This is a genomic window from Streptomyces turgidiscabies Car8, from assembly GCF_000331005.1.
In the GTDB taxonomy this organism is placed as follows: Bacteria; Actinomycetota; Actinomycetes; order Streptomycetales; family Streptomycetaceae; genus Streptomyces; species Streptomyces turgidiscabies.
In genome coordinates, this window is sequence record NZ_AEJB01000201.1 from 30,062 (window position 1) to 56,651 (window position 26,590).

Annotated in this window: 31 protein-coding genes; 4 read left to right on the forward strand and 27 right to left on the reverse strand. The window is 67.3% G+C overall.

Annotated features, from left to right (window positions below; genetic code table 11):
• Position 1: 1 nt before the first annotated feature.
• The 17 genes from rplE to STRTUCAR8_RS12470 form a co-directional block, all read right to left on the reverse strand.
• Positions 2–559 (reverse strand): 50S ribosomal protein L5, encoded by a 558-nt coding sequence (rplE, locus tag STRTUCAR8_RS12385; protein ID WP_006376054.1) that lies wholly within the window; start codon positions 557–559, stop codon positions 2–4.
• Positions 559–882, reverse strand: coding sequence for a 50S ribosomal protein L24 (rplX, locus tag STRTUCAR8_RS12390; protein WP_006376030.1), 324 nt, complete (start codon positions 880–882; stop codon positions 559–561). The genes rplE and rplX overlap by 1 nt, the downstream gene beginning before the upstream one ends.
• A gap of 2 nt (positions 883–884) precedes the next feature.
• Entirely contained in the window at positions 885–1,253 is a 369-nt protein-coding gene (gene rplN / locus STRTUCAR8_RS12395) for a 50S ribosomal protein L14 (protein WP_006376015.1), read from the reverse strand.
• Positions 1,254–1,360: 107 nt separating this feature from the next.
• Positions 1,361–1,648 carry a 30S ribosomal protein S17 gene (rpsQ, locus tag STRTUCAR8_RS12400; protein WP_044472075.1) on the reverse strand — a complete coding sequence of 96 codons (288 nt, stop codon included), beginning with the start codon at positions 1,646–1,648 and terminating at the stop codon, positions 1,361–1,363.
• The gene (gene rpmC / locus STRTUCAR8_RS12405; protein ID WP_005481220.1) at positions 1,648–1,872 is read right to left on the reverse strand and encodes a 50S ribosomal protein L29; all 225 of its coding nucleotides are present in this window, start codon (positions 1,870–1,872) and stop codon (positions 1,648–1,650) included. Before rpmC ends, rpsQ begins: the two co-directional genes overlap by 1 nt.
• The gene (rplP, locus tag STRTUCAR8_RS12410; RefSeq protein WP_006376050.1) at positions 1,872–2,291 is read right to left on the reverse strand and encodes a 50S ribosomal protein L16; all 420 of its coding nucleotides are present in this window, start codon (positions 2,289–2,291) and stop codon (positions 1,872–1,874) included. Before rplP ends, rpmC begins: the two co-directional genes overlap by 1 nt.
• A 5-nt stretch (positions 2,292–2,296) precedes the next feature.
• Positions 2,297–3,145, reverse strand: a complete 849-nt coding sequence (gene rpsC / locus STRTUCAR8_RS12415) for a 30S ribosomal protein S3 (RefSeq protein WP_006376010.1) — start codon at positions 3,143–3,145, stop codon at positions 2,297–2,299.
• On the reverse strand, positions 3,145–3,492 hold the full coding sequence (gene rplV, locus STRTUCAR8_RS12420; protein ID WP_006376023.1) for a 50S ribosomal protein L22: 348 nt from the start codon (positions 3,490–3,492) through the stop codon (positions 3,145–3,147). The genes rpsC and rplV overlap by 1 nt, the downstream gene beginning before the upstream one ends.
• A gap of 42 nt (positions 3,493–3,534) precedes the next feature.
• On the reverse strand, positions 3,535–3,816 hold the full coding sequence (gene rpsS, locus STRTUCAR8_RS12425) for a 30S ribosomal protein S19 (RefSeq protein WP_006376029.1): 282 nt from the start codon (positions 3,814–3,816) through the stop codon (positions 3,535–3,537).
• A 12-nt stretch (positions 3,817–3,828) separates the two neighbouring features.
• Entirely contained in the window at positions 3,829–4,665 is an 837-nt protein-coding gene (rplB, locus tag STRTUCAR8_RS12430) for a 50S ribosomal protein L2 (RefSeq protein WP_006376052.1), read from the reverse strand.
• Positions 4,666–4,703: 38 nt separating this feature from the next.
• Positions 4,704–5,123, reverse strand: coding sequence for a 50S ribosomal protein L23 (rplW, locus tag STRTUCAR8_RS12435; protein ID WP_006376000.1), 420 nt, complete (start codon positions 5,121–5,123; stop codon positions 4,704–4,706).
• Positions 5,123–5,779 (reverse strand): 50S ribosomal protein L4, encoded by a 657-nt coding sequence (gene rplD / locus STRTUCAR8_RS12440; RefSeq protein WP_006375997.1) that lies wholly within the window; start codon positions 5,777–5,779, stop codon positions 5,123–5,125. Before rplD ends, rplW begins: the two co-directional genes overlap by 1 nt.
• A 7-nt stretch (positions 5,780–5,786) precedes the next feature.
• Positions 5,787–6,431 (reverse strand): 50S ribosomal protein L3, encoded by a 645-nt coding sequence (rplC, locus tag STRTUCAR8_RS12445; protein ID WP_006376027.1) that lies wholly within the window; start codon positions 6,429–6,431, stop codon positions 5,787–5,789.
• A gap of 17 nt (positions 6,432–6,448) precedes the next feature.
• On the reverse strand, positions 6,449–6,757 hold the full coding sequence (gene rpsJ, locus STRTUCAR8_RS12450) for a 30S ribosomal protein S10 (RefSeq protein ID WP_003948644.1): 309 nt from the start codon (positions 6,755–6,757) through the stop codon (positions 6,449–6,451).
• 1,169 nt (positions 6,758–7,926) lie between these two features.
• Positions 7,927–8,733: a hypothetical protein gene (locus STRTUCAR8_RS12460; RefSeq protein WP_006376042.1), complete on the reverse strand. Its 807-nt coding sequence runs from the start codon at positions 8,731–8,733 to the stop codon at positions 7,927–7,929.
• Between the two features lie 49 nt (positions 8,734–8,782).
• Positions 8,783–8,971 (reverse strand): DUF397 domain-containing protein, encoded by a 189-nt coding sequence (locus STRTUCAR8_RS12465; protein WP_006376037.1) that lies wholly within the window; start codon positions 8,969–8,971, stop codon positions 8,783–8,785.
• On the reverse strand, positions 8,968–9,822 hold the full coding sequence (locus STRTUCAR8_RS12470) for a helix-turn-helix domain-containing protein (protein WP_006375996.1): 855 nt from the start codon (positions 9,820–9,822) through the stop codon (positions 8,968–8,970). Before STRTUCAR8_RS12470 ends, STRTUCAR8_RS12465 begins: the two co-directional genes overlap by 4 nt.
• A gap of 140 nt (positions 9,823–9,962) precedes the next feature.
• On the opposite strand from STRTUCAR8_RS12470, the gene STRTUCAR8_RS12475 reads away from it, so the two are divergent.
• On the forward strand, positions 9,963–10,388 hold the full coding sequence (locus STRTUCAR8_RS12475) for an ATP-binding protein (protein ID WP_006375999.1): 426 nt from the start codon (positions 9,963–9,965) through the stop codon (positions 10,386–10,388).
• 17 nt (positions 10,389–10,405) lie between these two features.
• Here the strand turns inward: STRTUCAR8_RS12475 and STRTUCAR8_RS12480 are convergent, their stop codons facing one another.
• Genes STRTUCAR8_RS12480 through STRTUCAR8_RS12495 form a run of 4 tightly spaced genes read right to left on the reverse strand, consistent with a single transcriptional unit; the run spans position 10,406 to position 13,470 of the window.
• Entirely contained in the window at positions 10,406–11,275 is an 870-nt protein-coding gene (locus tag STRTUCAR8_RS12480; RefSeq protein WP_006376007.1) for a hypothetical protein, read from the reverse strand.
• Positions 11,275–11,943, reverse strand: coding sequence for a hypothetical protein (locus tag STRTUCAR8_RS12485; RefSeq protein ID WP_006376011.1), 669 nt, complete (start codon positions 11,941–11,943; stop codon positions 11,275–11,277). Before STRTUCAR8_RS12485 ends, STRTUCAR8_RS12480 begins: the two co-directional genes overlap by 1 nt.
• Positions 11,944–11,953: 10 nt before the next feature.
• Positions 11,954–13,165, reverse strand: a complete 1,212-nt coding sequence (locus STRTUCAR8_RS12490; RefSeq protein WP_006376038.1) for a hypothetical protein — start codon at positions 13,163–13,165, stop codon at positions 11,954–11,956.
• A complete protein-coding gene (locus STRTUCAR8_RS12495) occupies positions 13,162–13,470 on the reverse strand; it encodes a hypothetical protein (protein ID WP_006376056.1) in 309 nt (102 codons plus the stop codon). The genes STRTUCAR8_RS12490 and STRTUCAR8_RS12495 overlap by 4 nt, the downstream gene beginning before the upstream one ends.
• Positions 13,471–13,922: 452 nt before the next feature.
• Here STRTUCAR8_RS12495 and STRTUCAR8_RS12500 point away from each other — a divergent pair, with 452 nt between their 5' ends.
• Together STRTUCAR8_RS12500 and STRTUCAR8_RS12505 are read left to right on the forward strand one after the other, a co-directional pair.
• Entirely contained in the window at positions 13,923–15,518 is a 1,596-nt protein-coding gene (locus STRTUCAR8_RS12500; RefSeq protein WP_044472080.1) for an MFS transporter, read from the forward strand.
• Positions 15,519–15,623: 105 nt separating this feature from the next.
• Complete coding sequence (locus tag STRTUCAR8_RS12505; RefSeq protein WP_006375994.1) at positions 15,624–16,643, forward strand: Lrp/AsnC family transcriptional regulator; 1,020 nt, start codon at positions 15,624–15,626, stop codon at positions 16,641–16,643.
• A 22-nt stretch (positions 16,644–16,665) separates the two neighbouring features.
• Here STRTUCAR8_RS12505 and STRTUCAR8_RS12510 read toward each other — a convergent pair whose 3' ends face one another.
• The 6 genes from STRTUCAR8_RS12510 to rpsL all read right to left on the reverse strand — a co-directional run bounded on the left by STRTUCAR8_RS12510 (position 16,666) and on the right by rpsL (position 25,417).
• Positions 16,666–17,721 (reverse strand): endo-1,4-beta-xylanase, encoded by a 1,056-nt coding sequence (locus tag STRTUCAR8_RS12510; protein ID WP_179200615.1) that lies wholly within the window; start codon positions 17,719–17,721, stop codon positions 16,666–16,668.
• 59 nt (positions 17,722–17,780) lie between these two features.
• Positions 17,781–20,885, reverse strand: a complete 3,105-nt coding sequence (locus STRTUCAR8_RS12515) for a glycosyl hydrolase 115 family protein (RefSeq protein WP_078507180.1) — start codon at positions 20,883–20,885, stop codon at positions 17,781–17,783.
• A 181-nt stretch (positions 20,886–21,066) separates the two neighbouring features.
• Complete coding sequence (gene tuf, locus STRTUCAR8_RS12520; protein ID WP_006376004.1) at positions 21,067–22,260, reverse strand: elongation factor Tu; 1,194 nt, start codon at positions 22,258–22,260, stop codon at positions 21,067–21,069.
• Positions 22,261–22,403: 143 nt separating this feature from the next.
• On the reverse strand, positions 22,404–24,533 hold the full coding sequence (gene fusA, locus STRTUCAR8_RS12525) for an elongation factor G (RefSeq protein ID WP_006376001.1): 2,130 nt from the start codon (positions 24,531–24,533) through the stop codon (positions 22,404–22,406).
• Positions 24,534–24,572: 39 nt separating this feature from the next.
• Complete coding sequence (gene rpsG / locus STRTUCAR8_RS12530) at positions 24,573–25,043, reverse strand: 30S ribosomal protein S7 (protein ID WP_006376039.1); 471 nt, start codon at positions 25,041–25,043, stop codon at positions 24,573–24,575.
• A 2-nt stretch (positions 25,044–25,045) separates the two neighbouring features.
• Positions 25,046–25,417: a 30S ribosomal protein S12 gene (gene rpsL, locus STRTUCAR8_RS12535; protein ID WP_003948652.1), complete on the reverse strand. Its 372-nt coding sequence runs from the start codon at positions 25,415–25,417 to the stop codon at positions 25,046–25,048.
• A gap of 412 nt (positions 25,418–25,829) precedes the next feature.
• Between rpsL and STRTUCAR8_RS12540 the strand changes: the two genes are divergently transcribed.
• Positions 25,830–26,561, forward strand: coding sequence for a Crp/Fnr family transcriptional regulator (locus STRTUCAR8_RS12540; RefSeq protein ID WP_006376022.1), 732 nt, complete (start codon positions 25,830–25,832; stop codon positions 26,559–26,561).
• The last annotated feature ends 29 nt before the right edge of the window (positions 26,562–26,590 follow it).

Genomic DNA, 26,590 nt, shown 5'->3' on the forward strand with positions numbered 1-26,590 from the left:
CTTACGCCTCCTTGAAGGGGAAGCCGAGGTGACGGAGGAGCGCGCGGCCCTCAGCGTCGTTGGTCGCCGTGGTCACCACGGTGATGTCCATACCCCGGGTGCGGTCGATCTTGTCCTGGTCGATCTCGTGGAACATGACCTGCTCGGTGAGACCGAAGGTGTAGTTGCCACGGCCGTCGAACTGCTTGGGAGACAGACCACGGAAGTCGCGGATGCGCGGAAGCGCGAGCGACAGGGTGCGGTCCAGGAACTCCCACATGCGGTCGCCACGAAGCGTGACGTGGGCACCGATCGGCTGACCCTCACGCAGCTTGAACTGCGCGATGGACTTACGGGCCTTGGTGACGGCCGGCTTCTGACCGGTGATCGTGGTGAGGTCGCGGATGGCGCCCTCGATCAGCTTGGAGTCGCGGGCGGCGTCGCCCACACCCATGTTGACCACGATCTTGACGAGGCCGGGGATCTGCATGACGTTCTCGTAGGAGAACTCCTCACGCAGCTTGCCCGCGATGTCCTCGCGGTACTTCGTCTTGAGACGCGGAGTCGTGGTGGTAGTCATCAGATGTCCTCACCCGTCCGCTTGGCAACGCGGATCTTGTTGCCCTCGTCGTCGAAGCGGTAACCGACACGCGTGACAACCTTGTTGCCGTCCTTCTCAACGACCAGCTGGACGTTGGAGACGTGGACGGGCGCCTCGGTCGTGACGATGCCGCCGGCCTGCGAACCCTTTGCGGTCGGGCCGGCCTTGGTGTGCTTCTTGACCCGGTTGACACCCTCGACCAGGACGCGGTCCTCGCGGGGGAAGGCCGCGATGACCTTGCCCTGCTTGCCCTTGTCCTTACCGGTGATGACCTGAACCAGGTCGCCCTTCTTGATCTTCATGCTTACAGCACCTCCGGCGCGAGCGAGATGATCTTCATGAACTTCTTCTCGCGCAGCTCCCGGCCCACCGGGCCGAAGATACGGGTGCCACGAGGGTCGCCGTCGTTCTTGAGAACAACGGCGGCGTTCTCGTCGAAGCGGATGTACGAGCCGTCGGGACGGCGGCGCTCCTTGACGGTGCGAACGATGACCGCCTTGATGACGTCACCCTTCTTCACGTTGCCGCCGGGGATCGCGTCCTTGACGGTGGCGACGATGACGTCGCCGATGCCCGCGTAGCGGCGACCGGAGCCACCGAGGACACGGATGCAAAGGATTTCCTTCGCACCAGTGTTGTCGGCGACACGCAGTCGCGACTCCTGCTGGATCACGTCTATCTCCTGATTGTCTGCCGGTTCCCGGCGAGCTCCGCAGGTGTTGTTCTACGGAGCTCACCGAGCCTGGCGGAACTTCCCTGCGAGGATGCCCGCAGGAGGACTTACTTGGCCTTCTCGAGGATCTCGACGATGCGCCAGCGCTTCGACGAGGACAGCGGACGGGTCTCCATGATGATGACCCGGTCGCCGACGCCGGCAGCGTTCTGCTCGTCGTGAGCCTTGAGCTTGTTCGTACGGCGGATGACCTTGCCGTACAGCGCGTGCTTGACGCGGTCCTCGACGGCGACGACGACGGTCTTGTCCATCTTGTCGCTGACGACCAGACCCTCACGGGTCTTGCGGAAACCGCGGCTCGTCTTGGTCTCTTCAGTCACGTTGCTCTCGCTCATCAGGCGCTCTCCACCGTCTCGATGCCCAGCTCGCGCTCACGCATCAGGGTGTAGATCCGCGCGATGTCCTTACGGACGGCCTTGAGCCGACCGTGGTTCTCGAGCTGACCGGTCGCCGCCTGGAAGCGGAGGTTGAACAGCTCTTCCTTGGCTTCGCGGAGCTTGTTGAGAAGCTCCTCGTCACCCAGTTCGCGCAGCTCGGACGCCTTGGTACCGGCCGACATCACGCTTCACCTGCCTCGCGCTTGACGATCCGGCACTTCATCGGCAGCTTGTGGGCTGCGCGAGTGAGGGCCTCACGAGCGATCTTCTCGTTGGGGTATGACAGTTCGAACATGACCCGACCCGGGTGCACGTTCGCGATCCACCACTCGGGAGAACCCTTACCGGAACCCATGCGGGTCTCGGCAGGCTTCTTCGTGAGGGGGCGGTCCGGGTAGATGTTGATCCAGACCTTGCCGCCACGCTTGATGTGGCGGGTCATCGCGATACGCGCGGCCTCGATCTGGCGGTTGGTCACGTAAGCCGGCGTGACGGCCTGGATGCCGTACTCGCCGAACGAGACCGTCGTACCGCCCTTGGACATGCCACGGCGCTTCGGGTGGTGCTGCTTGCGGTGCTTGACCCTACGGGGGATCAGCATTTCGGTCAGGCCTCCGTTCCGGTGCTTTCAGCAGCCGGAGCGGCAGCCGCCGGAGCCTCGGCCTTGGGGGCCTCGGCAGCGGGAGCCTGCTGCGGCTTGCGGCCGCGGCCGCCACGCTCGCCACCACGGCCACCACCACGGGCCGGACGGTCGCTGCCGCCACCGGCACCGCCGCGGGCCGGGCGGTTACCCGCACGGGCTGCAGCGTTCTCGGCGCGGACCTCGGCGATGTTCTTGACGTCGCCCTTGTAGATCCAGACCTTCACACCGATACGGCCGAAGGTCGTCTTGGCCTCGAAGAAGCCGTAGTCGACGTTCGCGCGGAGGGTGTGCAGGGGCACACGGCCCTCGCGGTAGAACTCCGAGCGGGACATCTCGGCGCCGCCGAGACGGCCACCGCACTGGATCTTGATGCCCTTGGCGCCGGCCTTCATCGACGACTGCATGCTCTTACGCATGGCACGCCGGAAGGAGACGCGGGAGGACAGCTGCTCGGCAACGGCCTGAGCGACCAGCTGAGCGTCGAGCTCGGGGTTCTTGACCTCGAGGATGTTGAGCTGGACCTGCTTCTTGGTCAGCTTCTCCAGGTCGCCGCGAATACGGTCGGCCTCGGCGCCGCGGCGACCGATGACGATGCCCGGACGCGCGGTGTGGATGTCGACGCGGACGCGGTCACGGGTGCGCTCGATCTCGACCTTCGAGATGCCGGCGCGCTCCATGCCGGACGTCATCATCCGACGGATGGCGACGTCTTCACCGACGTAGTCCTTGTACAGCTTGTCGGCGTACCAACGCGACTTGAAGTCGGTGGTGATGCCGAGTCGGAACCCGTGCGGGTTTACCTTCTGGCCCATTACCGGGAACCTTCCTTGCTGCTGACGACCACGGTGATGTGGCTGGTCCGCTTGCGGATCCGGTAGGCGCGGCCCTGGGCACGCGGACGGAACCGCTTCAGGGTCGGACCCTCGTCGACGTACGCCTCAGTGATGACGAGGCTGTCGGCGTCGGTGTGGTCGTAGTTGTGTGCGGCGTTGGCGATGGCGCTGTCAAGCACCTTGCCGACCGGCACGCTCGCGGCCTGCGGGGCGAAACGCAGGACCGCCTGAGCCTCCGTGGCATCCATGCCACGGATAAGGTCCACCACTCGGCGGGCCTTCATGGGCGTGACGCGGATGTACCGCGCCTGGGCCCTGGCTTCCATGGTTGTCCTTCCAGTGTCTGTCATGGTCGATTCCACCCCGCGTTAGCGGCGCTTCGACTTCCGGTCGTCCTTGACGTGACCCCGGAAGGTGCGCGTCGGCGAGAACTCGCCGAGCTTGTGGCCGACCATCGACTCGGTGACAAACACCGGAATGTGGGTCTTGCCGTTGTGCACCGCGATCGTGTGGCCGAGCATGGCCGGGATGATCATCGAGCGACGGGACCAGGTCTTGATGACGTTCTTGGAACCGGCTTCGTTCTGTACGTCCACCTTCTTGATGAGGTGGTCGTCGACGAAGGGCCCCTTCTTGAGACTACGCGGCATCTAAACCCGCTCCTAGCGCTTCTTGTTCGTCTTGCGGCGGCGGACGATGTACTTGTTCGAAGCCTTCTTCGGCGAACGAGTACGACCCTCCTTCTGACCCCACGGCGAGACCGGGTGACGTCCACCGGAGGTCTTGCCTTCACCACCACCGTGCGGGTGGTCAACCGGGTTCATCGCCACACCGCGAACGGTCGGACGGACGCCAAGCCAGCGCTTGCGGCCGGCCTTGCCCCAGTTGATGTTGCTCTGCTCGGCGTTGCCGACCTCGCCGACCGTGGCGCGGCAGCGCTGGTCGACCAGGCGGATCTCACCGGAGGGCATACGAAGGTGGGCCATCGTGCCCTCCTTCGCCAGCAGCTGCACCGAGGCACCGGCGGAGCGGGCGAACTTGGCGCCGCCACCGGGACGGATCTCGATCGCGTGGATCGTGGTACCGACCGGGATGTTGCGGAGCGCCAGGTTGTTGCCCGGCTTGATGTCGGCCCCAGGACCGTTCTCGACGCGGTCACCCTGCGACAGGTTGCGGGGGGCGAGGATGTAGCGCTTCTCGCCGTCCGCGTAGTGCAGCAGCGCGATGCGCGCGGTGCGGTTGGGGTCGTACTCGATGTGCGCGACCTTCGCCGGCACGCCGTCCTTGTCGTGACGACGGAAGTCGATCACGCGGTAGGCGCGCTTGTGTCCGCCACCCTGGTGGCGAACGGTCACACGACCGGAATTGTTACGGCCGCCCTTGCTGTGCAGGGGGCGAACCAGCGACTTCTCCGGCGTGGACCGCGTGACCTCGACGAAGTCGGCGACGCTGGAGCCACGGCGGCCCGGCGTAGTCGGCTTGTACTTGCGGATTCCCATTTCTCAGTCCTCGTCCGATATCGGACGATCCGACCCGCTTACGCGGCCGGACCGCCGAAGATGTCGATACGGTCGCCCTCGGCGAGGGTCACGATCGCGCGCTTGGTGTCAGCTCGCTTACCGAAACCGCTCTTGGTGCGCTTGCGCTTGCCGATGCGGTTGATCGTGTTGACCCCGGTGACCTTGACCGAGAAGACCGCCTGGACGGCCTGCTTGATCTGGGTCTTGTTGCTGCCGGGAGCGACGATGAACGTGTACTTGTTCTCGTCGATGAGCGCGTAGCTCTTCTCCGACACGACCGGCTTCAGCAGGACGTCACGGTGGTCCGTGAACGACTTGCTGATCGGCGTGACGACGGTGTTCTTGCCCTCGGCCTCGTGGCGCTTCGCCTTGGCGACGCGCGCGGCCTTGGCGACCTTGGCCGCCTTGGAGGCAATGGCGGGGTGACGGATCGCCATCAGACCTCGCTCCCTTCGGTGTCAGTGGCCTTGGGGCCGGACACGAAGGACTCGAAAGCGGCCTGGGTGAAGACCACGTCGTCCGAGACGAGAACGTCGTACGTGTTCAGCTGGCCCGGGTCCAGGATGTGCACCTGGGGCAGGTTGCGGGCCGAAAGCAGCCCGGCCTCGTCGGAGCGCTCGATGACCAGGAGCACGTTCTTGCGCTCGCTGACCTTGCCGAGGAAGCTCTTCGCGGCCTTGGTGGAGGGGGTGTCGCCCTCGATCACGCCGGTGATGACGTGGATGCGAGCGTTACGGGCCCGGTCGGTGAGGGCGTGGCGCAGGGCCGCGGCCTTCATCTTCTTCGGGGTCCGCTGCGAGTAGTCACGCGGGGTGGGGCCGTGAACGACGCCACCGCCCGCGAACTGCGGCGCACGGGTCGAACCCTGACGGGCGCGGCCGGTGCCCTTCTGACGGTAGGGCTTCCTACCGCCACCACGGACCTCGGCGCGGGTCTTGGTCTTGTGCGTGCCCTGACGGGCAGCGGCCAGCTGTGCGACGACGACCTGGTGAAGCAGCGGGATGCTGATCTTCTCTACGTCGAAGATCTCCGCGGGGAGCTCGACGCTTCCGGCCTTCTCGCCAGCGGGCGAAAGGATGTCAACAGTGCTCATCGGTACCTCAGGCCCCCTTGGCCGCGGTGCGGACCAGGACGAGGCCGCCGTTCGGACCAGGAATCGCGCCCTTGATGAGCAGCAGACCCTTCTCCGCGTCAACGGCGTGGACGGTCAGGTTCTGGGTGGTGACCCGCTCGTTGCCCATGCGGCCCGCCATGCGGACGCCCTTGAACACACGGCCGGGGGTGGCACAGCCACCGATCGAGCCGGGGGAGCGGTGCTTGCGCTGGACACCGTGGCCGGCGCCGAGTCCCTTGAAGTTGTGACGCTTCATGACACCGGCGAAGCCCTTGCCCTTGCTGTTGCCGGTCACGTCCACCTTGATGCCGGCCTCGAAGGTCTCGGCGGTGATCTCCTGGCCGAGGGTGTACTCGCTGGCGTCAGCGGTACGGATCTCGACGAGGTGGCGGCGGGGGGTGACGTCAGCCTTGGCGAAGTGACCCTTGAGGGGCTTGTTCACCTTGCGAGGGTCGATCTCGCCGAAGGCGATCTGGACCGACTCGTAGCCGTCGGAGTCATTCGTACGGACCTGGGTCACGACGTTCGGACCGGCCTTGACGACGGTGACGGGAACAACACGGTTGTTCTCGTCCCACACCTGCGTCATGCCGAGCTTCTCGCCCAGGATTCCCTTGATCTGCTTAGCCATTCTCAGATCACCGTCCCCTAGAGCTTGATCTCGATGTCGACACCGGCCGGGAGGTCGAGTCGCATCAGAGAGTCAACGGTCTTGGGCGTCGGGTCGAGAATGTCGATCAGGCGCTTGTGCGTGCGCATCTCGAAGTGCTCGCGCGAGTCCTTGTACTTGTGCGGCGACTTGATGACGCAGTACACGTTCTTCTCAGTGGGCAGCGGCACCGGGCCCGCGACCGACGCACCAGTGCGTGTCACCGTCTCGACGATCTTCTTCGCCGAGGAATCGATGACCTCGTGGTCGTAGGCCTTGAGCCGGATGCGGATCTTCTGTCCCGCCATGGCTACTCAGTAGTCCTGTCTCTTCGTACGCTCTGGAACCCGGTGTTCCGTACTCACTCATCGCCCACTTGTCCGACCCACGCGGTCGGGTGTGTCGCGCTCTCACCGACATGGATGTCCCATATGAGACGTCCCTGCACGGGAAGCACGGCCCTTCCGGAACCGCGGGCCGGGGGCGACTGCGTCAAATTCTCCTGACGCGAACCCACCGGATGCCTGGCCGGCGCCGCACTGACACTTCCCGAAAGATTCCCGTACGTCCGCCCCAGCGCTGCCTTACGACAGATTGGGCGACGAGTACTGTGGGACTCGCTTTCGGTCCTCCCGGCGGGAGGCGCGCAGCATCGACAACTCGACCGAGCAACTAGGGCAGTCTGCCATACGGGGCAGGCACTCCGCCAATCGAGCGGGAGACAATACCCCCGGAGTGACGTAGGTCAAACCCGGCCGGGGCGTGTCCCCCGGCCGACGTCGTCGACCATGATCCTGACGTGACGCATGGCATGCACCTGAGCATGGTGACGGCCCACCTGAAATCGCACAGACGGGCCTGACGAGCGGAAGGCCCACAGGCCTCGGACGCCCTGTGCGCAGGGACTGCCGGCGCCCTGGCCGTACGGATCGAGTATCCGCCAGGCCGGTCCAGCTCACCGTGGAGCTGCGTGAAGCCAGCCGGGCGCCGGTCTTCTTCCCCTCGACGGCCGAGCCGCTCGGAGAACGCCACCGGATCCCGTCCCTCGACGCGTGGAGCGCGCTACTGACGCGATCGGTGGCCCGCACCGCCCGCGTACGCCTGCTCCAGGCCCGCCTGCTGACCAGCACGTGCACGACCGGCCGGCTGGACTGGACCCACGGCGAGCTGTGGCTGCTCACCGAGGGCCTGCTGCGCGTCAGCAGCGGTTTCCTGACGACGCTGACGAACTCCGGCGGCTCCGGTCTCACCCCACGGGACCCATACCGGCTCATCGCCCACGACCCGGCGACCGCCTTGGCCGCCCATCCCCCGAACAAGCTGATCCCGTTCGCGGGAATGGCCGCAGCGCGCCTGCACGGCGGGGTGACCACCTCCGGCCTGGAGGTGGTCATGACCGACGGCACCCGCCACAATATCCTGTGGTCGTCCTGGGACCCGGCCGTTCCCCAAGGGTCCTGCCGACGCCGTACGACGATCAGCGCACGTCGATGTAGTCCTGGCCGCTGGTCGCGGTACCGGTGGTCGTGTTCCCGAGATACACCCACCGGAAGAACCCGTCGGTGGAAGCGGTGACCGTGGTATGGAGGGCACCCGCGCTGTTGGTGGTGACCTTCTTGAGCGTCTTGAACGTCGTGGCGTTCTTGGCGCGGAACTGGAGACTCACCGTGCTGCCGGCGTAGGGGCCGTTCTTGTGGGTGCTCCAGTTCGCCCGGGTCAGCTTGCCCGCGACGGTGATCTTCTTGCCCTTGGCTACCGGCTCGGGGGTGACGTCGGCGACGGAGAGCTTCGCGGCACGCCTCAGAGAGACACCTCCGGGCCTTGTCTCGACCTCCTGGACCACTTCGCCGTTGCCCTTGAACAGCGTGAGGGCCACGCCGATCTTCCACTTGGTGGCGTCACTGTTGGAATCGATCTGCTTCTGCGACGGATCGGGGTCGATGGACAGCGTGCCCTCGCAATGGGCCTTCTTGAGGGTGACCTCGTAGCAGGTCCTGAGGCTCAGCTGTATCTCGGGAGACAGAACGCTTCGCTGGTACAGGAAGGGTTGCGCGTCATAGCGGAGCGGGTGGTTCGTGTCGTAGCCCGGAGGCAGGGCCATATCGAAGGTGAAGGACGGTTCCACCACCCGCGATGTGCCGACCACCACCGGCTTGCCGTTGTTGATGACGAGGTCCGACACGACGATGCCCGTGTCCGCCGCCTGCGCGGCCGGGGCGTTGAGCACCGAGAGCGCGAGGGCTCCGGCTGTCGCGATCACGGCGGCGGTACGTCTTCGGTTCATTCAGGCCTCTCCGATGTGTAAAGGAATCGGAAAGGCTACACCGGTGTGATCAACTGCCGGACGCGTACGGGATGAACTCGGCCCAGGTGGTGGGGGCGAGGGTGAGGCGGGGGCCCTGGGGGGCTTTGGAGTCACGGACGTGGACGGCAGCGGGGGCTGTGGCTATCTCGACGCAGTCGCTGGGGTTGCTGCTGTCGCTGTAGCTGCTCTTGAACCAGTGGAGTTCCGTGGCGCTCATAGTGCTCCCAGCGCTTGCTCGATGAAGGCCAGCGACTCCCCCGGGGAGAGCGCCTGAGTCCGGATGATGCCATACCGCAGTTCTAGGATCTGGAGCTGCCTCGGGCTGGAGACCGGTCGTCCGCCGAACTCGTCGTCGGTGCGCCCGGCTCCCGTACCGTCCCCGAATTTCAGCACCTGGATGCGCCCGCTTGTTCCCGGGTGATCCGCGCGCGTCGTCGGCATCACCTGGAACTCGACATTCGGCAACTGGGCAACCTCCAGCAGGTGTTCGAGCTGTCGGCGTAGCACCATTGTCCCGCCGATCGGGCGTTCAAGAGTCACCTGTTCCTGTACGAAACTGAGCTCCGCAGCAGGTTCCCGCTGGAGGATTACCTGCCTCGCCATGCGCCCCGCGACCGCCCGGTCCAGGTCCTCCGCCGAGAGCTTTGGCCGCCATGTTCCGAGCAGCGCCTGCGCGAACTCCCGCGTCTGCAGCAGCCCGTGGACGTTGTGGTTGCTGTAGAGCAGCATCTCAACGGCCCGATCCTCCATCTGCTTCAGCTCACGCACCTTCTTCGGGTACTGAGCCTTCTCCACGTCCTCCATGAACGCCCGCAGATGTCCATGCGCGTTCAGGACATCGTCGGCCCGGTCCAGGAACTCCACCCTCGGGATCCGGGCCCCGCGCTCGATCTTGCGGATCATGTCCTCGCCGTACCCCATCGCCTGGGCGAAGTCGGCCACCCGCATACCGGCCTGCTCCCGGCAGAACCTGACGAGTCGACCGACCGCCTCGATCAACGGCGCACTCTCGTCACCGGGTTCGAGATCCCATCCGGACTCGTCCACACCTTCGTTCTCGCTGTTCATGCCCACCCACCTCCAACGCGCACCCGTACCCGCAGGTCATCCGAGACAGCCGAGACAGAGCGAGACAAGAATCGGACAGCGCGGATACGCACCGGCGTCACCGCACGTCAAGGCAAGCACGGTCGGCCACTCTGAGTGACATGAATCAGGAAACCGCCGATCGCCGGACCCAACACACCGGCCACATCCGCAACTTCAGCGCGCTTCTGCCGCCCACGCCCCGTGGCGCCCGACAGGCCCGCATGCTCGCGGCTCAGCAACTCCGCGACTGGGGGCTCCCGTTGGACCCGGCAGAGCACCTCGTCGCCGAACTCGCGGCGAACGTGGTGACCCACGGGCGCGTACCGGGACGCGATTTCCGGCTCATGCTGTACGTCATCGGCACCACCCTCCGCATCGAGGTGACGGACACGCGGGACGACCTGTTGCCTGGGGTACGGGAGGTGGCGCCGGACAGCGAGTCGGGGCGGGGGCTGGTGATCGTCGAGGCGTTGGCGGACCGGTGGGGAGTGGGGTTGGGGCCGCGTCCTCGGAAGACGGTCTGGGCGGAGTGCGGGGTGGGGTGAGGTGGGGGAGGAAAGGCCTACAGGTCGCCTGGTTTCGGGGGAGACGGTTCGCCCTCGTCGTCCATCAGGATCCCCGTCACGTCGACGAGATCCTTTCCGCCCTTGGAACGGAGGCAGACTTCTACGCGGACGATCCCGCTGGGGTACCTGGTGAACACGGGCGGCTGTACGGCGCCGCGCAGGTTGGCCATGAAGCGGGACACCCGCTCGCGCTGTGCCTCCGTAAGGGCACGTTCGGGAACTGCCTGTACGGATCCGCTGAGAATCCCGGCGAGCCTCTCAGCGTTTGTGGGGTTACCCGTGAAGAGGCGAATCCAGGAGTCATCGACAAACGTGAGCCGCATATCCGCACTGATCCGGCTGAACTCCATTTGCCGGGCCCCGGCGATGGACTCCCGTGGAAACTCCGCCAGGACACCGACTTCGTCGAGGAAGAGCAGTCGTCGACTGGTCAGCACAAGGTCGGTGACGTAACCCTCAGGGCTGCGCCCGGGATCGAGCTCCCACGGCACCGTACGGGCGAGGGTACCGGGGGCGGCCCACATCACCGGGAAGTCGTCGACCTCGTTCTCCGGTTCCTCCGGCTTGCCCGATCCGGCACCGCTGCCGAAGGGGGACCCGCCGGCTCCGCCGATGTTGGCGATGATGTTCGCGATCACCGGGATGGCGAAGAGGAAGCCGCGGCCCACCCGGCGCGCGGTTTGGTCGCTCGCCATGCCCGGAGTGAAGACGGGGCCGACAGGCCATCCGGTCAGCTCACCCTGGATGTCGTTGCGCTCGGCGTCCCGGAACCATCTGCTGCCGGAGACCGCGGGCGCCAAACCGGTCGCGAATTTGACGGTGATACGGAGGAGCTGGTCTTCGTCGGCGGCGGGATTCCAGTCCATCAGTACGTCATCTCTCCTGTGCTGGGGGATTCCAGGAATTCCAGCGATCCGACGATTCCGGCAATGGCGTGCGTGAACTCGTCCCACTGTTCCACAGAGGCCGTGTCCAAGGTGATCACAGCGGTGTAGGGGCCCGTCGAGAAAGGGACGTGCACTTGAATCTGCCCCATCGTCAGTTCCTCGTCGCTTCCGCTCCTCGTGTACTGGCCGTCCACGACGAGCTTGCGGAAGGAGATCACCGACACCGCCGGTCCACAGGGCAGGTCCAGCCACGTCACGTCCCGCAGGGGGTCCGGGCCCAGCGTCGCGAAGATGCCCTGAGCGACGACGTCCGGGTCCGCCGCCCCGGACTCGAACACCGCCACGGTGAGCGAGCAGTGCGCCACACCGCCGCCGTCCCCGATGTCGTACAGCCCGATTCCGAAGAACGAGACGCCGCCCGATGCCATCTCCTGTGCCGTGGCACCGTACAGAGCACCCATCGCCTCCCACAGGGGTTCCTCGCCCTGCGGGTAGATCTCCCGGACCAACTCCATTACGGCTGCGGTCCGTTCGGTCTCGTCTGCGGAGACCTCGATCGCGTGCATTCCGTCGGGCAGGTGGATGCTCATGGGCGGCAGCGCCATACCTTCCACGCCCAGCACCCGGAGTTCTTCCGCGTTGTCCATACCGTGGTGCTCAGTTCCCGTAGTCGTTGGTCGCGATGGTGTGCGCCTTGTTGCCGGTGAGCGCCCCCTTGATGGTCGCGTCCAGGGCGCGGCCCGCCTTCCCCATCGGCGCGATGATGTCTTCGGCGCTCTTGATGAACGGCAGCTTGGATCCCACGAGGTTGATGCCCTGGGTGCCGAGCCACTGGCCCTTGCGGACGTTCTGCAGTCCGCTCTCGACGGCGAGAGCCATACGGCCACCCTCGTCGCCGAGCTTTACGACGGGGACAAGCTTCGACGGACCGAAGAGAACGAACAGCTTGCTGGCGTTCTTCGTCCCGACAAGACCCCGGCCCAGCTCGGCGGCACGCACCGTGGAATCGGCACCTTTGACCAGCTCAGCAGTCCCCGTGAGCCCCTTCACACCAGGCAGGATGCCCAGCGCGTCGAACCCGATGTCGGCCCAACCGACGTCCGCACCAGCCGCCTTGGCCACCACGTGGGACAACAGCGCGGCCCCGCTCGTGATCATCGCCGCAGCGGCGAAGATCGCTCCGATCGGTTCGAAGGGGGCGGTGATGATGGCGAGGACACCCAGGGCGCTGCTGACCAGGCTCAGTACGTCGCCGATCTCCTTGATCAGGTCCGCGTGGTCCTTCAGCCAGTCCCCCGTGGCGCCCCACGCGTCGGCGATGCCCGTGCCGAGCTTGTCCCAGAAGCCGGGCTCGTCGGGGGCGATGTCGGCGGCCTTGTCCAGCTCCTTGCTGATGTGGCCGGCGGCCCGCCGGTAGCGGTCTTCGAGTTCGTGGACCTTGCGGATGACGTTGTCCACGTCGCCGGAGGCCTTACCCAGTTCGTCACTGCCGTTGGCGCCGGCCTTGCCCTCGGCATCCGACTTGGCGTCGAGCTTCTCCTTCGCCGACTTGTCCAGGCGGTCCGTCTCGTCCTGGAAGTCCTGGAGTTCGCCCGCCCACTTGTGCAGGGCGCGCGAGGCCTTGTCGAAGGAGTCGTGGCTCTTGCGGATGAGCGGGGTGACGTCCTCGCCTATGTACTCCGTGAACGCGATCGCGGTCCTGCCCTTCCAGGCGCCGCACTCGATTCGCTCCAACTCCCCCAGTGCGGTGCCCAGTTCGCTCGCCAGCTTGCCGAGCCGCCTGGCGAGTTCCCGGGTGTCCTCGACGTCTCCCGGGGTGGGGTCCCAACCTATGCTCGGCGGGACGATCCGCTGACCGGCCACGGTCACTTGCCCTTCTTGGAGGCCTTGGCGGCCTTGAGGGACTCGGCCAGCTCCAGGTCGAGCCCGTCGAAGGTCTCGGCGATCTTGTCGATCATCTTCACGGCACCCTGGGTGTGCTTGCCGAGCTGCTTGATGCCGTAGCCCCAGTCGTCGGCGAAGTCCTGTACGTCCTCGACGAGTCCGCTCTGGCCGACGCACGAGGCGTCCGCGCTGCGCAGACTGCGCCGGGTCGCCTCCATACGGTCGCTGATGGAGGAGAAGGTCTTCTTCAGGTCCGCGAATATGGTGTCGTCGAGCCGCAGGTCACTCATGACGGTCCCCCGTGAAACAACAGTGCGATCAAGAGATCGAAGCTATCGGGGAGGTCGACGCCGCCGCCACGCCGAACCCGCTCCACGGGGCCGGCGATCCGCAATCATTGCCGGGAATTTAGCTGTGCATTGCATCCAGGACAGGCCCGCTGAAGAGCGACGCGTTTCGCCTGGTCCGACGCCCATCGATGTCCGCCGCCGCGCTGCGGCGGCCGCCCCGTACCCGTACCAGTACCCGACCCATGTCGGAAATCCCCCTCCCCCACCTCCCCGATGTCGGATTCCCGTGATCCGGCGTCCGTGGCTGGATCCCGGCCCCCGCCCGGCGGAAGGTTGCGGCCGAAAGCCAGCCAGCTACCGCCGCGCCCGGCGCCCGGCGCCCAAGGGGGAACCCCGTGACCGTCCCGACCAAGGCGAACGCACCGCAGGAACGGCGAGCCGTCACGCTCGTCATGGCCTGCGTCGGTGTGTTCGTCGCCTATCTGCCGGTGACCACCGTCTCGGCGAGTCTGCCCGCCATCCAGCGGGCCCTGGACACCTCGACCTCGCAGTTGTCCTGGGTGTCCGACGCGTTCGTGCTGCCCATGGCCGCCCTCATCCTGACCGCCGGTGTGTTCGGGGACGTACACGGCCGGAAGCAGGTGTTCCAGGCCGGGCTCGCGTTCAGCGCCCTGGGCGCCCTGATCGCGCTGTGCGCGCAGTCCGTCCAGGTCGTCTGGGTCGGGCAGGCGTTCGCCGGACTGGGGGCCGCCGCCCTGCTGCCCACGACGCTCGCGCTGATCAGCCACGCCGTCCCCGACCCGCGTGAGCGCGGGAAGTTCATCGGCCTGTGGGCGACCGCGCTCATGGCGGCGCTGGCCCTCGGCCCCCTCATCGGCGGGACGATCCTCGAACACTTCGCCTGGCGCTGGATCTATCTGCTGCCCGTGCCGGCCTCGCTGCTCGCGATGGCCTTCGCCGCGAAGCTGCTGACCGACTCCCGCGCCCCGGGCACGCGCCGCCTGGACTGGCCCGGCCAGGCCACCGCCGCGCTGACGATCACCGCGCTGGTGTACGGGATCATCGAGGGCGGCGTCACGTCCTTCACCGACCCGAAGGTCATGGTCGCCCTGTCCACCGCTCTGGTCGGCGCGGTCGCGTTCGTCATGGTGGAGCGGCACAGCGCCGACCCGATGCTGGACCTGACGCTGTTCCGCAGCCCGGCCTTCACCGCCACCACCCTCATCGCCATGATCAGCTTCCTCGGCCTGATCGGCTTCTTCTTCGCCCTCAGCCTCTACTTCGGCATCGTGCAGCAGCTCAGCACCCTCGAAGCGGGCTACCGGCTGCTGATGGTGACCATGATGCCGCTGCTGCTCGGCGCCCCGGTCGGGCGTCTGATGCACCGCGTATCCCCCCGGGTACTGATCCCCGGCGGCCTGGTGATCAGCTCCGGTGCGCTGCTGTCGCTCACCGCCATCGGCACGGACACGTCGTTCGGCTCGCTCTCCTGGCGGCTGGCCCTGCTCGGCTTCGGCCTGGCCCTCGTCATCACGCCGATGACCGCCACGGCCGTCAGTTCGGTGCCGTTCCACCAGGCAGGCATGGCCGCGGCCGGCAACAACGCCCTCCGCCAGGTCGGCGGCGCCCTCGGCCCCGCCGTACTGGGCACCCTTCTCTCCGCCAGGGCCGTCGACGTCCTGCCCGGCCACCTGCGTGACGCGGGTCTGACCGGGACGACGGTCCGGCACGTCACCGCGGTCGCCGACTCCGGCGGGCTGAGCGCGGTCGGCGGACTCGACCTGGGCGTGGACACACCCCGGGTCCTGGCCGCCCTGTCCGAGGCGTTCGTCGACGGACTGCGGCTCTGCCTCATCGTCTCGGCGGCGCTGACCCTGCTGGCAGCGGTCGTGGGAGCCGTCCTGCTGCGCCGCCCGCAACACACGGCACCGCCGACCACCGCCCAGGGCGCCCCCGCCCAGGGTCATGCCCCGCACTCCCCCGACCGGCAGCTGCTGGACCTGACCGCAGACAAGACCCCGGCAACCGTCCCCGCCGGAGACAGCTGAAACCGGCACGGGCGGTCCTCAGCCGGGACAGGCGGGCCGCAATACGCTGAGAGAACCTCTCACCCCACCCCGTCCACCACGCCCCCACCCCGCAGGAGAGATCCCGTGGAGCCCCGCCCCCGCGACGCCATCGACACTCGTGGCACCAGCGACGCCGTCAGCACCCTCGACGCCCTCGACCTCAAGCTGCTCCAGGCGCTCCAGATCGACGGACGGGCCCCGTTCAGCCGTATCGCCGAGGTCCTCGGGGTGTCCGACCAGACCGTGGCCCGGCGCGTCCGGCGGCTGCGTACGACGGCGGGCCTCCGGGTGCTGGGCATGACCGACGAGACCCTGCTCGGCCGGACCAGCTGGATCGTGCGGCTGCGCTGTACCCCCGACGTCGCCGAACAGCTCGCGAGCGCCCTGGCCCGGCGCCCCGACACCTCGTACATCGACCTGGTCTCGGGCGGTACCGAGGTGCTGTGCGCGATGCGGCCCCGCAGCCAGAAGGACCGCGACGAGCTGCTCCTCAACCGCCTCCCGCGCACACCCCGGATCGTCTCCATCAGCGCCCACTGCCTGCTACACATGTTCTACGGCGGCCCACTGAGCTGGCTCAACAAGACCCGGGCCCTGGAGCCCGAGCAGGAGGAAGCCCTCCGGCCGCCCCCGGTCGAACCGACGGCGACGCCCCCTCAGCCCGACGGCACCGACGAAGCGCTGCTCGCCGTACTGCGGCAGGACGGCCGCGCCACGTTCGCCGAACTCCAGTCCGCCACCGGCCAGTCGGAGTCGGTCGTACGGCGACGGCTGGAGCGGCTGCGCTCCACCGGCGTCCTGTACTTCGACGTGCAGCACGACAACGCGCCCCTCGGCCAGAGCGTCGACGCGATGCTCTGGCTGACCGTGACACCGTCCGCCCTCGACGCGGTCGGACGGGCACTCGCGGCACACCCCGAGGTACGTTTCGCGGCGGCCACCACCGGCAAGGCCAACATCGTCGCGGCCGTCAGCAGCCGCAGCACGGGCACCCTCTACACGTACCTCACCGAGCGGATCAGCGTCCTCGACGGTGTCCAGGCCGTCGAAACGGCCCTCACCCTCCGCCAGATCAAGCAGCTCACCTACGAACCGGGACGCTGAGACGCCGGGGTGGGCTGAGAGATCACCCCGCCGCCAGCCCCTCCCCCAGCGCCGTGAACGCCGGCTTCCGCCCGTACCCCTCGTCCATCGGTGTCGCCGCGCCCTGGCCGCCGAAGACCCCCGGCACCCACGAGTACCTGTCGCTGAACCCCCACACCGTGAACGAGGTGCACCGCCGCGCCTGGACGCACGCGTCCAGCAACCCCCGGAAGTAGGTGGCCTGCGTCGCCAGTTTCTCTTCCGTCACCGGCAGGATCATGCGTACGTCGACCTCGGTGAACGCCGTCTGCATGCCCAGCTTCTCGAAACGGGCGAGGTTCTCGGCGACCTGCCCCGGGAAGCCGTACTGGATGGCCAGGTGCCCCTGGATGCCGAAGCCCTGTACCGGGACCTTCTTCGCCCGCAGCCGCTTCGCCAGGTCGTAGTAGGCCGTCGACTTCGCGTTGACGCCCTCGACGTTGTAGTCGTTCAGGAACAGCTTCGCCTTCGGGTCGGCCGCGTGGGCCCAGCGGAAGGCGTCCTCGATGTAGGACGGGCCCAGCTCACGCAGCCAGAGGGAGTCCCGTAGCGAACCGTCGTCCTCGAAGACCTCGTTCACCACGTCCCACTGGTAGATCCGGCCCTTGTACCGCTTCACCTCCTTGGTGATGTGGTCCCGCAGTATTCCCTTCAGCTCCGGCGCCCCGATCGAGCCGTCCGCGACCCCTGTCGTCAGCCAGCCCGGCAGCTGGTTGTGCCACACCAGCGTGTGACCGCGTACCGCCTGCCCGTGGGCCCGCGCGAAACGGACCAGGTCGTCCGCCTGCCGCCAGTCGTACGTCCCCCGGCTCGGCTCCACCGACTCCCACTTCATGGCGTTCTCGGCGGTCACGGAGTTGAACTCCCGTGCGGTCGTGGTGCGGTACGTGGTGTCGTCGGCCAGCGCCGCCAGGTCCACGGCCGTGCCGACGCGTACGCCGGTGCCTGCCGCCAACGTCCTCAGTGGGACGGGGCCAGGGCCGGGGTGAGCCGACGCCGGCTGCGCGACCGCGCCGGTGATCATCAGCGTCGCGCCCAGTACCGCCACGGAAACGGGCATGCGGAAGACGTTCATGTACGGTCCCCTCACTCGGTGTTGGTGTCATGGCCTGCTCGTGCTCAGCGGACGCGGCGGCTCTCCGGCGGCCCCAGATACGTCGGTGTCAGCCCGCCCGTGTCGATCACCAGCCGCTGCACCACCACCGTCGGGTCGACCACCCAGAACTTCAGCCGGTGGACGCCCGCCGCGGTCACCGTGTGCCGGGTCGCCGTCAGGTTCACGTTGTCGGACGTGTGCCGGGCCCACTGCTTGTTCATCCGGCCGTCGTCCGCACCCGTGACCGCGTGGATGTCGACCTGCTGCGGCTCGGCCTCGTCGAACGAGACCGCGTAGCGCAGCCCGCCCGTCGGGAGAGTCGGGTTGCGCGGCGACAGATACGCCCACACCGTCACCTCCCCCGCCGAGAGCAGGCTGACCTCGTACTCCAGCCGTGCCGAGGTTCCGCCCGGCGTGCGGCGCGGAGCCGTCACCGGCCACGGCGTCATCCCCGCACCCGTACGCCCGATACGGTCCAGCCGCCGCCAACTTCCCGTCGCCCGCGCGTAGTTGTCCGCGTCGATCGCGACACAGCCGCCCGCCTCCACGAACCCCCGCAGTCCCCGGCGCACCCTCCGCGAAGGCTTCTCGGCAACGCACGCGACGGTCACCGAAGCCCCCGCACCGGACACCGTCAACGACGCTTCCGTACGTCCGTCCGGCACCCGAGCCCAGTCCACCCGCACCCTCAGCCGCACCTGCTGCCCGACCCGCCCCCTCGGCCGGTCCACCACCAGCCACGGCTCCGACGACTCCACCCGGTACTCGAAGGGCGTACGCCCCCGGTTGAACACCTCGACGTACTGGTCGGGCCGGGTCTGGTAGGGACTGAACACCGGCAGCACGGCTCGCCCGGACGCACCCCCCGGCCACCACTCCCCCGAGTCCTCGGCCCCGTCGACGGACACGCCCAACTCTCCGGCCGCCGGCAGCTCCAGCCGCCGCACGGCCGGGAACAGCACATCCGGCAACGCCACGTTGTCCTTCTCGGGCTGCTGCCAGGGCGCGTTGGGCCCGTACCGTTCGATGTCGCCGTAGTCGATGTGCGGCTGGGTCTGGAAGCCCTCCCACTTGCCGCCCGCCACACCGTGGTTGAAGCGGTCGGCGAGCGCGAAGTCCCGTTCCAGGCCGGCTTCGGCCTCCGTCGCACGGTCGTCGGTCGCCGCGCGGCCCTGGGCGGCGTACAGGAGGTTCTCGAACTCGGCCTCGCGCAGGGCGTACAGGTTGGCGGTCGCCGCCACCGCGTACCCGACCAGTTCGTACCAGGCGTCCTGCACCCCCGCCGGCAGCCGTCTGCGCACCCGCTCCGCCTCCCGCCCCAGTCGCCGCCAGTCCTCCGTCGCGCGCTCCAACTCCCGTTGGCCGAAGGCGAAAGGGGTCTCCTGGTCGTCGTACACGATCGCCGACTCGTCCTTCGTCGGGTCCTTCGCCGGGTCCAGGGTGATGCGGCGGTTCAGCAACTCCGGCTTGCGGCGGGCCTGCAGCTGTCCGTACTCGGCGAGGACGGACGCGATCGCCGCCGCGTGTTCGGCGCCGAAGTTCTGGCGGGCGTACCGCCGTTCCCACTCCGCCAGGTTCGTCGAGTCCCAACGGGCCGGATTCCAGGCGTAGTCGAGGAAGAACTCGGTCGGGAGTTCGTTGCCCTTGAGGTCGCCGACGTTCGTCACCCACAGGCCGTGGTTCCCGTACGCGTGGGCCTGGTGGAGCTGGTCCCAGAGGTTCTGGAGGTTGGTGGTGTCCACCCACTTGTAGTTGCGGCCGACGCCCACGTAGTCGAAGTGGTAGTACAGGCCGTAACCGCCGCTCCTCGCCGGCTCCGCCGGGTCCGGGTGCTTGCGGATGTTGCCCCAGTTGTCGTCCGTCAGGACGACGGTGACATCGCCGGGAACCCGCAGCCCCCGGTCCCAGTAGCGCTGGACCTCCTTGTACAGGGTCCACACCTGCGGGGTCTCCGACAGCGGCCTGCCCGTCACCTCCGCGATGATTCCCCGCTGCGTCTCGATGATCTCCCGCATCAGCTCGATGCCGTCGCCGTCCGGCAGGCTGGTGTCGCCGTTGCCGCGCATGCCCAGGGTGACGACGCCCTCGAAGTCCTCGTCGACCATCCGCCGGATACCGTCACGCCAGTACGCCCGGACGGCCGCCGCGTTCCGCCGGTACGACCACTCCCCCGTGCCCCCGTAGGGGTCGTGGCCGGGGGTCACGATGTTCCCCGCGCTGTCGCGCACGGCGGGTACCGCGTGCCGGTTCCACTCCTCGATGCCCCGCATCATGGGCGCCTCGTGGGACGTGCCCATGACGATGCCGTACGCCTTCGCGCGGGCGTGGTTCTCCGGGTCGTCCTCGGCGAACGCCCTGCCCCAGACGGCCGGCCAGAGATAGTTCGCCTTCAGGCGCAGCAGCACCTCGAAGACCCGCTCGAAGAAGGCCGCGTTGAAGCCTCCGGGGTGGCCCGGCGCCTTTCCGGGGCCGAAGAAACGAGGGGCCCAGGTGCCGAGCGCCGGGTTCTCGTCGTTGACGAAGATCCCTCGGTACTTCACGGCCGGGGTGCCCTGGGTGTGCCTGCCAGGCAGGACGTACACCGCGTCCCGGTGGACCGGCGGTACGTCGTCCCACCAGTACCAGGGCGAGACCCCGATGCCGTACGAGACGTCGTACGCCCCGAAGATCGTGCCGCGCTGGTCGCTGCCCGCGATGACGAACGCCCGGTCGACGCCGGGCATCGGGCGCTCCACGACCGTCTGGAGCGAGGTCTCCCAGCGGCCGGCGATGCCCGTGACGTCCAGCTTGCCGGTGCGGATCAGACCGTCGATCAGCGGGCTGCGGCCGATCGTGCCGACGAGGATCACCTCACGGGCAACGGTCGCGGCCGGACGTACGCCCGTGACGCGTTCGATGTCGTCCCGCAGGTCACCGGCGACCCGTACGACTCCCGGGTGGTCCTCGGCACTGACGACGACCGGCGCCCCGACGACCGGGAACGCGCCGCCGGTGAACGAGATGTACGCGCCCGAGTCCGTGCGGCGCACCGCGCCCTCTCCGGCCCGCGCGACCCCCGACAGCACCGGCACCGCCGCGAGACCGGCACCGACACCGAGCACAGCCCTGCGGCTGACGGACCCAGACATGACGTACCCACCCCTCCGCCGAATTTGGTCAGTGGCATGACAAATAGTGGAGGGAGTGACCAGCGGGGGGAACGGGTCGTGCGTGCCGAATAGTTTCGTAACAGCAAAGAGACCCGTACGACCGAAGTCGTACGGGCCTCTCCGAAGAACTACCGGGTCAGGCTGTCAAGCCAACAAGTAATTACTTGTTGATCTTGATGACCTGGCCGGCGCCCACGGTCCGGCCACCCTCACGGATGGCGAACTTCAGGCCCTCTTCCATGGCGATGGGCTGGATGAGCTCGACGGTCATCTCAGTGTTGTCGCCCGGCATGACCATCTCGGTGCCCTCGGGGAGGGTCACGACGCCGGTCACGTCCGTGGTGCGGAAGTAGAACTGGGGGCGGTAGTTGTTGAAGAACGGCGTGTGACGGCCGCCCTCGTCCTTGGACAGGATGTACGCCTGCGCCTCGAACGAGGTGTGCGGGGTGACCGAGCCGGGCTTGATGATGACCTGGCCGCGCTCGACGTCCTCGCGCTTGATGCCACGGAGGAGCAGACCGACGTTCTCGCCCGCCTGGCCCTCGTCGAGCAGCTTGCGGAACATCTCGATGCCGGTGACCGTGGTGGTGGTCTTCTCCTGCTTGATGCCGATGATGTCAACGGTCTCGTTGACCTTCAGGACACCACGCTCGATACGGCCGGTGACGACCGTACCGCGACCGGTGATCGTGAAGACGTCCTCGACGGGCATGAGGAACGGCTTGTCGACGTCACGCTCGGGGGTCGGGATCGCCTCGTCCACGGCGGCCATGAGGTCGAGAACCGACTTGCCCCACTCGGCGTCACCCTCGAGCGCCTTGAGCGCCGAGACCTTGACGACCGGCAGGTCGTCGCCCGGGAACTCGTACTCGGAGAGGAGCTCACGGACCTCGAGCTCGACGAGCTCCAGGATCTCCTCGTCGTCCACCATGTCGGCCTTGTTCAGCGCGACGACGATGTACGGCACGCCGACCTGGCGGGCCAGGAGCACGTGCTCCTTGGTCTGCGGCATCGGGCCGTCGGTGGCGGCCACGACCAGGATCGCGCCGTCCATCTGGGCGGCACCGGTGATCATGTTCTTGATGTAGTCCGCGTGACCGGGGCAGTCGACGTGGGCGTAGTGACGACCCTCCGTCTGGTACTCCACGTGGGCGATCGAGATCGTGATACCGCGCTGACGCTCTTCAGGAGCCTTGTCGATCTGGTCGAAGGCCGAGGCCTCGTTCAGGTCGGGGTACTTGTCGTGCAGCACCTTGGTAATGGCGGCCGTGAGGGTCGTCTTACCGTGGTCGATGTGACCGATGGTGCCGATGTTGACGTGCGGCTTAGTCCGCTCGAACTTTGCCTTCGCCACTGGGGTCCTCCTGCGGAGTGGTTCTGGTACGCCTTACTCATCGGCGCCAGGTGATCTTTGCTGGGATGCCGTCCGCCGGGGTTTTCCCTCCCGGGTTTCCCCCGGCGGTCGGTGTCAAGCCTAAAGCGTGCAAACGGGGTGTGTTACTCGCCCTTGGCCTTCGCGATGATCTCCTCGGCGACGTTCCGGGGAACCTCGGCGTAGGAGTCGAACTGCATCGAGTAGCTTGCGCGACCCGAGGTCTTGCTGCGGAGGTCGCCGACGTAGCCGAACATCTCCGAGAGGGGCACGAGGCCCTTCACGACGCGGGCGCCGCTGCGCTCCTCCATGGCCTGGATCTGGCCACGGCGGGAGTTGAGGTCGCCGATGACATCGCCCATCGACTCCTCGGGCGTGGTGACCTCGACGGCCATCATCGGCTCCAGGAGCACGGGAGAAGCCTTGCGCGCGGCCTCCTTGAACGCCTGCGAACCGGCGATCTTGAACGCGAGTTCGGAGGAGTCGACCTCGTGGTAGCCACCGTCGAGAAGAATGACGCGGACGCCAGTCATCTCGTAGCCGGCCAGGATGCCGAACTGCATGGCCTCCTGCGCACCGGCGTCCACCGACGGGATGTACTCCCGCGGGATACGGCCACCGGTCACCTTGTTCACGAACTCGTACGCCGGACCGTCGGTCTCGGTGATGGGCTCGATCGCGATCTGCACCTTGGCGAACTGACCGGTACCACCGGTCTGCTTCTTGTGGGTGTAGTCATGACGCTCGACGGCCTTGCGGATCGTCTCACGGTACGCGACCTGCGGCTTGCCGACGTTGGCCTCGACGCGGAACTCGCGCTTCATACGGTCGACCAGCACCTCGAGGTGCAGCTCGCCCATACCGCCGAGGATCGTCTGACCGGTCTCCTCGTCCGAGTGAACGTGGAAGGAGGGGTCCTCCTCCGCGAGACGCTGGATGGCTACACCCAGCTTCTCCTGGTCACCCTTGGACTTGGGCTCGATCGCGACCTGGATGACCGGCGCCGGGAAGTCCATGGACTCCAGGATCACCGGCTGCTTGTCGTCGCACAGCGTCTCACCGGTCGTGGTCTGCTTCAGACCCATCACGGCGACGATGTCACCGGCGCCCACCGACTCGATCTCCTCACGCTTGTTCGCGTGCATACGGTAGATCTTGCCGATGCGCTCCTTCTTGCCCTTGACGGAGTTCAGCACCGCGGTGCCGGTCTCCAGGCGGCCCGAGTAAACCCGGACGAAGGTGAGCTTGCCCAGGTGCGGGTCGCTCATGATCTTGAAGGCGAGCGCGGACAGCGGTTCGTCCACGGACGGCTTGCGCTTGACGACGACCTCGGGGTCCTTGACGTCGTGGCCTTCGATGGCCTCGACGTCGAGGGGGGTCGGCAGGTAGCGCACGACCGCGTCGAGCAGGGGCTGGACGCCCTTGTTCTTGAACGCGGTGCCACAGAACACCGGGGTGACCGTGATGCCCTCGGACTTGCCGGACGCGATGGTGACGCGACGGACCGCGGCGTACAGCTGCTCCTCGGTGGGCTCCTGGCCCTCCAGGAACAGCTCCATGATCTCGTCGTCGTGCTCCGCGACCGTCTCGACCAGCTGGCCGCGGTACAGCTCGGCAGCCTCGGTGTGCGTGGCCGGGATGTCGACGACGTCGTACATCTCGCCCTTCGCCGCCTCGGCGGACCACACGAGCGCCTTCATGCGGACCAGGTCCACAACGCCCTTGAAGTCCATCTCGGAACCGATCGGCAGCTGCATGATGATCGGAACGGCACCGAGCCGGTCCTTGATCATGTCGACGCAGCGGTGGAACTCCGCGCCGGTCCGGTCGAGCTTGTTGACGAAGCAGATGCGCGGCACGCCGTAACGGTCGGCCTGACGCCACACCGTCTCGGACTGCGGCTCGACACCCGCGACACCGTCGAACACCGTGACGGCGCCGTCGAGGACGCGCAGCGAGCGCTCTACCTCGACGGTGAAGTCGACGTGCCCGGGGGTGTCGATGATGTTGATCGTGTGGTCGACGTCTTCCAGCGGCCAGTGACAGGTGGTCGCAGCAGAGGTGATCGTGATGCCACGCTCCTGCTCCTGCTCCATCCAGTCCATGGTCGCGGCGCCGTCGTGGACCTCACCGATCTTGTAGCTGACGCCGGTGTAGAAGAGGATCCGCTCAGTGGTGGTCGTCTTGCCCGCGTCGATGTGGGCCATGATCCCGATGTTGCGGACCCTGGCCAGGTCAAGTGAAGTGGTAGCCATAAGGCTTCGGTCTTCTCTCGGTCTCGATGTGGGTTGCGACTACCAGCGGTAGTGCGCGAAGGCCTTGTTGGACTCGGCCATCTTGTGGGTGTCCTCACGCTTCTTCACGGCCGCACCGAGGCCGTTCGAGGCGTCGAGAAGCTCGTTGAGGAGACGCTCGGTCATGGTCTTCTCGCGACGGGCGCGGGAGTAACCGACCAGCCAGCGCAGCGCGAGCGTGTTGGCGCGACCGGGCTTGACCTCGATCGGAACCTGGTACGTCGCACCACCGACACGGCGGGACTTGACCTCGAGGGTCGGCTTGATGTTCTCCAGCGCGCGCTTCAGCGTGATGACCGGGTCGTTGCTGGTCTTCTCGCGCAGGCCCTCCATGGCGCCGTACACGATGCGCTCGGCGGTGGAACGCTTGCCGTTCATCAGGATCTTGTTGATCAACGACGTGACAAGAGGAGAGCTGTAGACCGGGTCGATGATGACCGGGCGCTTCGGGGCGGGGCCCTTACGAGGCATTCTTACTTCTCCTTCTTGGCGCCGTAGCGGCTGCGGGCCTGCTTGCGGTTCTTGACACCCTGGGTGTCGAGCGAACCGCGGATGATCTTGTAGCGAACACCGGGCAGGTCCTTCACACGACCGCCACGCACGAGCACGATGGAGTGCTCCTGCAGGTTGTGTCCCTCACCGGGAATGTAAGCAGTGACTTCGATCCCGCTGGTCAGACGCACACGCGCGACCTTACGCAGGGCCGAGTTCGGCTTCTTCGGGGTGGTCGTGAACACACGCGTGCAGACTCCGCGGCGCTGGGGCGAACCCTCGAGCGCGGGAGTCTTGTTCTTCTCGACCTTGTCCTGCCGGCCCTTCCGGACCAGCTGCTGGATCGTAGGCACTACTTCTCCGGTTTCTGTGTGCCGATGGTGGAGCTAACCTGGAACGTCGCCGACCCACGCGGTCGGGTGTGTCGAATACTGCAGATCCCCGCCGTGAGGCGGGAAGGGCGCAGATTGCGGTGGTCGCTTACGGCTCCGCGTGCGGTTCGAAGGCACACACGAGGGCCAGGGCACACCCCAGGCACAAGGTCTGAGCGTACCTACCTCAACGACTTCGGTCAAAACAAATGGAGGCCGGTGCGACACGCCGGGCTTCGAGCGGCCCACGGGCCCTCCTTTGACAGCTTGTGGCGGCTTGCGCCTGCTTTCGGTCACTTGCGAGCCATGGTGGCTGAATCGCGCCCTTTACAGCCCCGCGGGCCTGCCCGTTCAGTACCTTGATCCGTCCGCTGCGACGATTCGGGGGCAGAGCGTGATCAGGACGGCCGCGTACTCACTGGACGACGGGGGCCTGGACGACCGGGTGCCCTTTCTCGCCCGCCTCGAACAAGAGGACCGCACGGCCCTCCTTTCCCTGGGCCGCGAGCTGAATTTCGCCACCAGGGTCGCCCTGATCCACCAGAGCGAGCCCTCCGCGCACGTCCTCTTCCTGATCCAGGGCTGGACGAAGGTCACCGCGTCGGCCGCCAACGGCTACGAGGCACTCCTCGCGCTGCGCGGCCCCGGCGACATCGTCGGCGAGTCGTCGGCGCTCACCGGGCGCCCCCGGTCAGCCACGGTGACCGCGCTGGAGGGGGTGCGGGCGGTGGCGGTCGAGCACGAACGCTTCAAGGAGTTCCTGGGCCGTTCACCAGCTGTTTCGTTCGCCCTGCTGGGCCTCACCGCCGACCGCACCCGGGCCGCGGACCGCCGCCGCCTGGAGTTCGCGTCGATGAACGTGCGGGAACGCTTCGCGATCCTCCTCCTCGACCTGGCCCGCACCCACGGCCGCCGCACCCCCGAGGGAATCGAACTTTCTGTCCCCCTGAGCAAACAGGAACTGGCGGGCTCGGTGGGAGCGTCGAGGGAGATGGTCCAGCGACTGCTGAGGGAACTGCGCGAGAAGGAGGCGGTGGAAACGGGAAGGCGAGCACTGCTGATACGCCGGCCGGACATCCTGCGAAGGATCGCGGCGGCGAGCACCCCCAGCCCGTCCGGCGATTGAGGACGAGGCCGTTCAGGCCGAAGCGGGGG

Coding starts and splice junctions, on each gene's coding strand:
- rpsC (WP_006376010.1), bottom strand. CDS start 3,145: ATGGGCCAGAAGGTAAACCCGCACGGGTTCCGACTCGGCATCACCACC.
- STRTUCAR8_RS12485 (WP_006376011.1), bottom strand. CDS start 11,943: ATGGACAACGCGGAAGAACTCCGGGTGCTGGGCGTGGAAGGTATGGCG.
- fusA (WP_006376001.1), bottom strand. CDS start 24,533: ATGGCTACCACTTCACTTGACCTGGCCAGGGTCCGCAACATCGGGATC.
- STRTUCAR8_RS12515 (WP_078507180.1), bottom strand. CDS start 20,885: ATGTCTGGGTCCGTCAGCCGCAGGGCTGTGCTCGGTGTCGGTGCCGGT.
- rpsG (WP_006376039.1), bottom strand. CDS start 25,043: ATGCCTCGTAAGGGCCCCGCCCCGAAGCGCCCGGTCATCATCGACCCG.
- rplC (WP_006376027.1), bottom strand. CDS start 6,431: ATGGCTAAGCAGATCAAGGGAATCCTGGGCGAGAAGCTCGGCATGACG.
- rpsJ (WP_003948644.1), bottom strand. CDS start 6,757: ATGGCGGGACAGAAGATCCGCATCCGGCTCAAGGCCTACGACCACGAG.
- rpmC (WP_005481220.1), bottom strand. CDS start 1,872: ATGTCGGCCGGTACCAAGGCGTCCGAGCTGCGCGAACTGGGTGACGAG.
- STRTUCAR8_RS12460 (WP_006376042.1), bottom strand. CDS start 8,733: ATGAACCGAAGACGTACCGCCGCCGTGATCGCGACAGCCGGAGCCCTC.
- rplW (WP_006376000.1), bottom strand. CDS start 5,123: ATGGCGATCCGTCACCCCGCCATTGCCTCCAAGGCGGCCAAGGTCGCC.
- rpsS (WP_006376029.1), bottom strand. CDS start 3,816: ATGCCGCGTAGTCTCAAGAAGGGGCCCTTCGTCGACGACCACCTCATC.
- STRTUCAR8_RS12470 (WP_006375996.1), bottom strand. CDS start 9,822: ATGAACAGCGAGAACGAAGGTGTGGACGAGTCCGGATGGGATCTCGAA.
- STRTUCAR8_RS12510 (WP_179200615.1), bottom strand. CDS start 17,721: ATGCCCGTTTCCGTGGCGGTACTGGGCGCGACGCTGATGATCACCGGC.
- STRTUCAR8_RS12495 (WP_006376056.1), bottom strand. CDS start 13,470: ATGAGTGACCTGCGGCTCGACGACACCATATTCGCGGACCTGAAGAAG.
- rplD (WP_006375997.1), bottom strand. CDS start 5,779: ATGAGCACTGTTGACATCCTTTCGCCCGCTGGCGAGAAGGCCGGAAGC.
- STRTUCAR8_RS12480 (WP_006376007.1), bottom strand. CDS start 11,275: ATGGACTGGAATCCCGCCGCCGACGAAGACCAGCTCCTCCGTATCACC.
- STRTUCAR8_RS12465 (WP_006376037.1), bottom strand. CDS start 8,971: ATGAGCGCCACGGAACTCCACTGGTTCAAGAGCAGCTACAGCGACAGC.
- STRTUCAR8_RS12500 (WP_044472080.1), top strand. CDS start 13,923: ATGGCCTGCGTCGGTGTGTTCGTCGCCTATCTGCCGGTGACCACCGTC.
- rplX (WP_006376030.1), bottom strand. CDS start 882: ATGAAGATCAAGAAGGGCGACCTGGTTCAGGTCATCACCGGTAAGGAC.
- STRTUCAR8_RS12475 (WP_006375999.1), top strand. CDS start 9,963: ATGAATCAGGAAACCGCCGATCGCCGGACCCAACACACCGGCCACATC.
- rplP (WP_006376050.1), bottom strand. CDS start 2,291: ATGCTGATCCCCCGTAGGGTCAAGCACCGCAAGCAGCACCACCCGAAG.
- rplE (WP_006376054.1), bottom strand. CDS start 559: ATGACTACCACCACGACTCCGCGTCTCAAGACGAAGTACCGCGAGGAC.
- rplV (WP_006376023.1), bottom strand. CDS start 3,492: ATGGAAGCCAGGGCCCAGGCGCGGTACATCCGCGTCACGCCCATGAAG.
- rpsQ (WP_044472075.1), bottom strand. CDS start 1,648: ATGAGCGAGAGCAACGTGACTGAAGAGACCAAGACGAGCCGCGGTTTC.
- rplB (WP_006376052.1), bottom strand. CDS start 4,665: ATGGGAATCCGCAAGTACAAGCCGACTACGCCGGGCCGCCGTGGCTCC.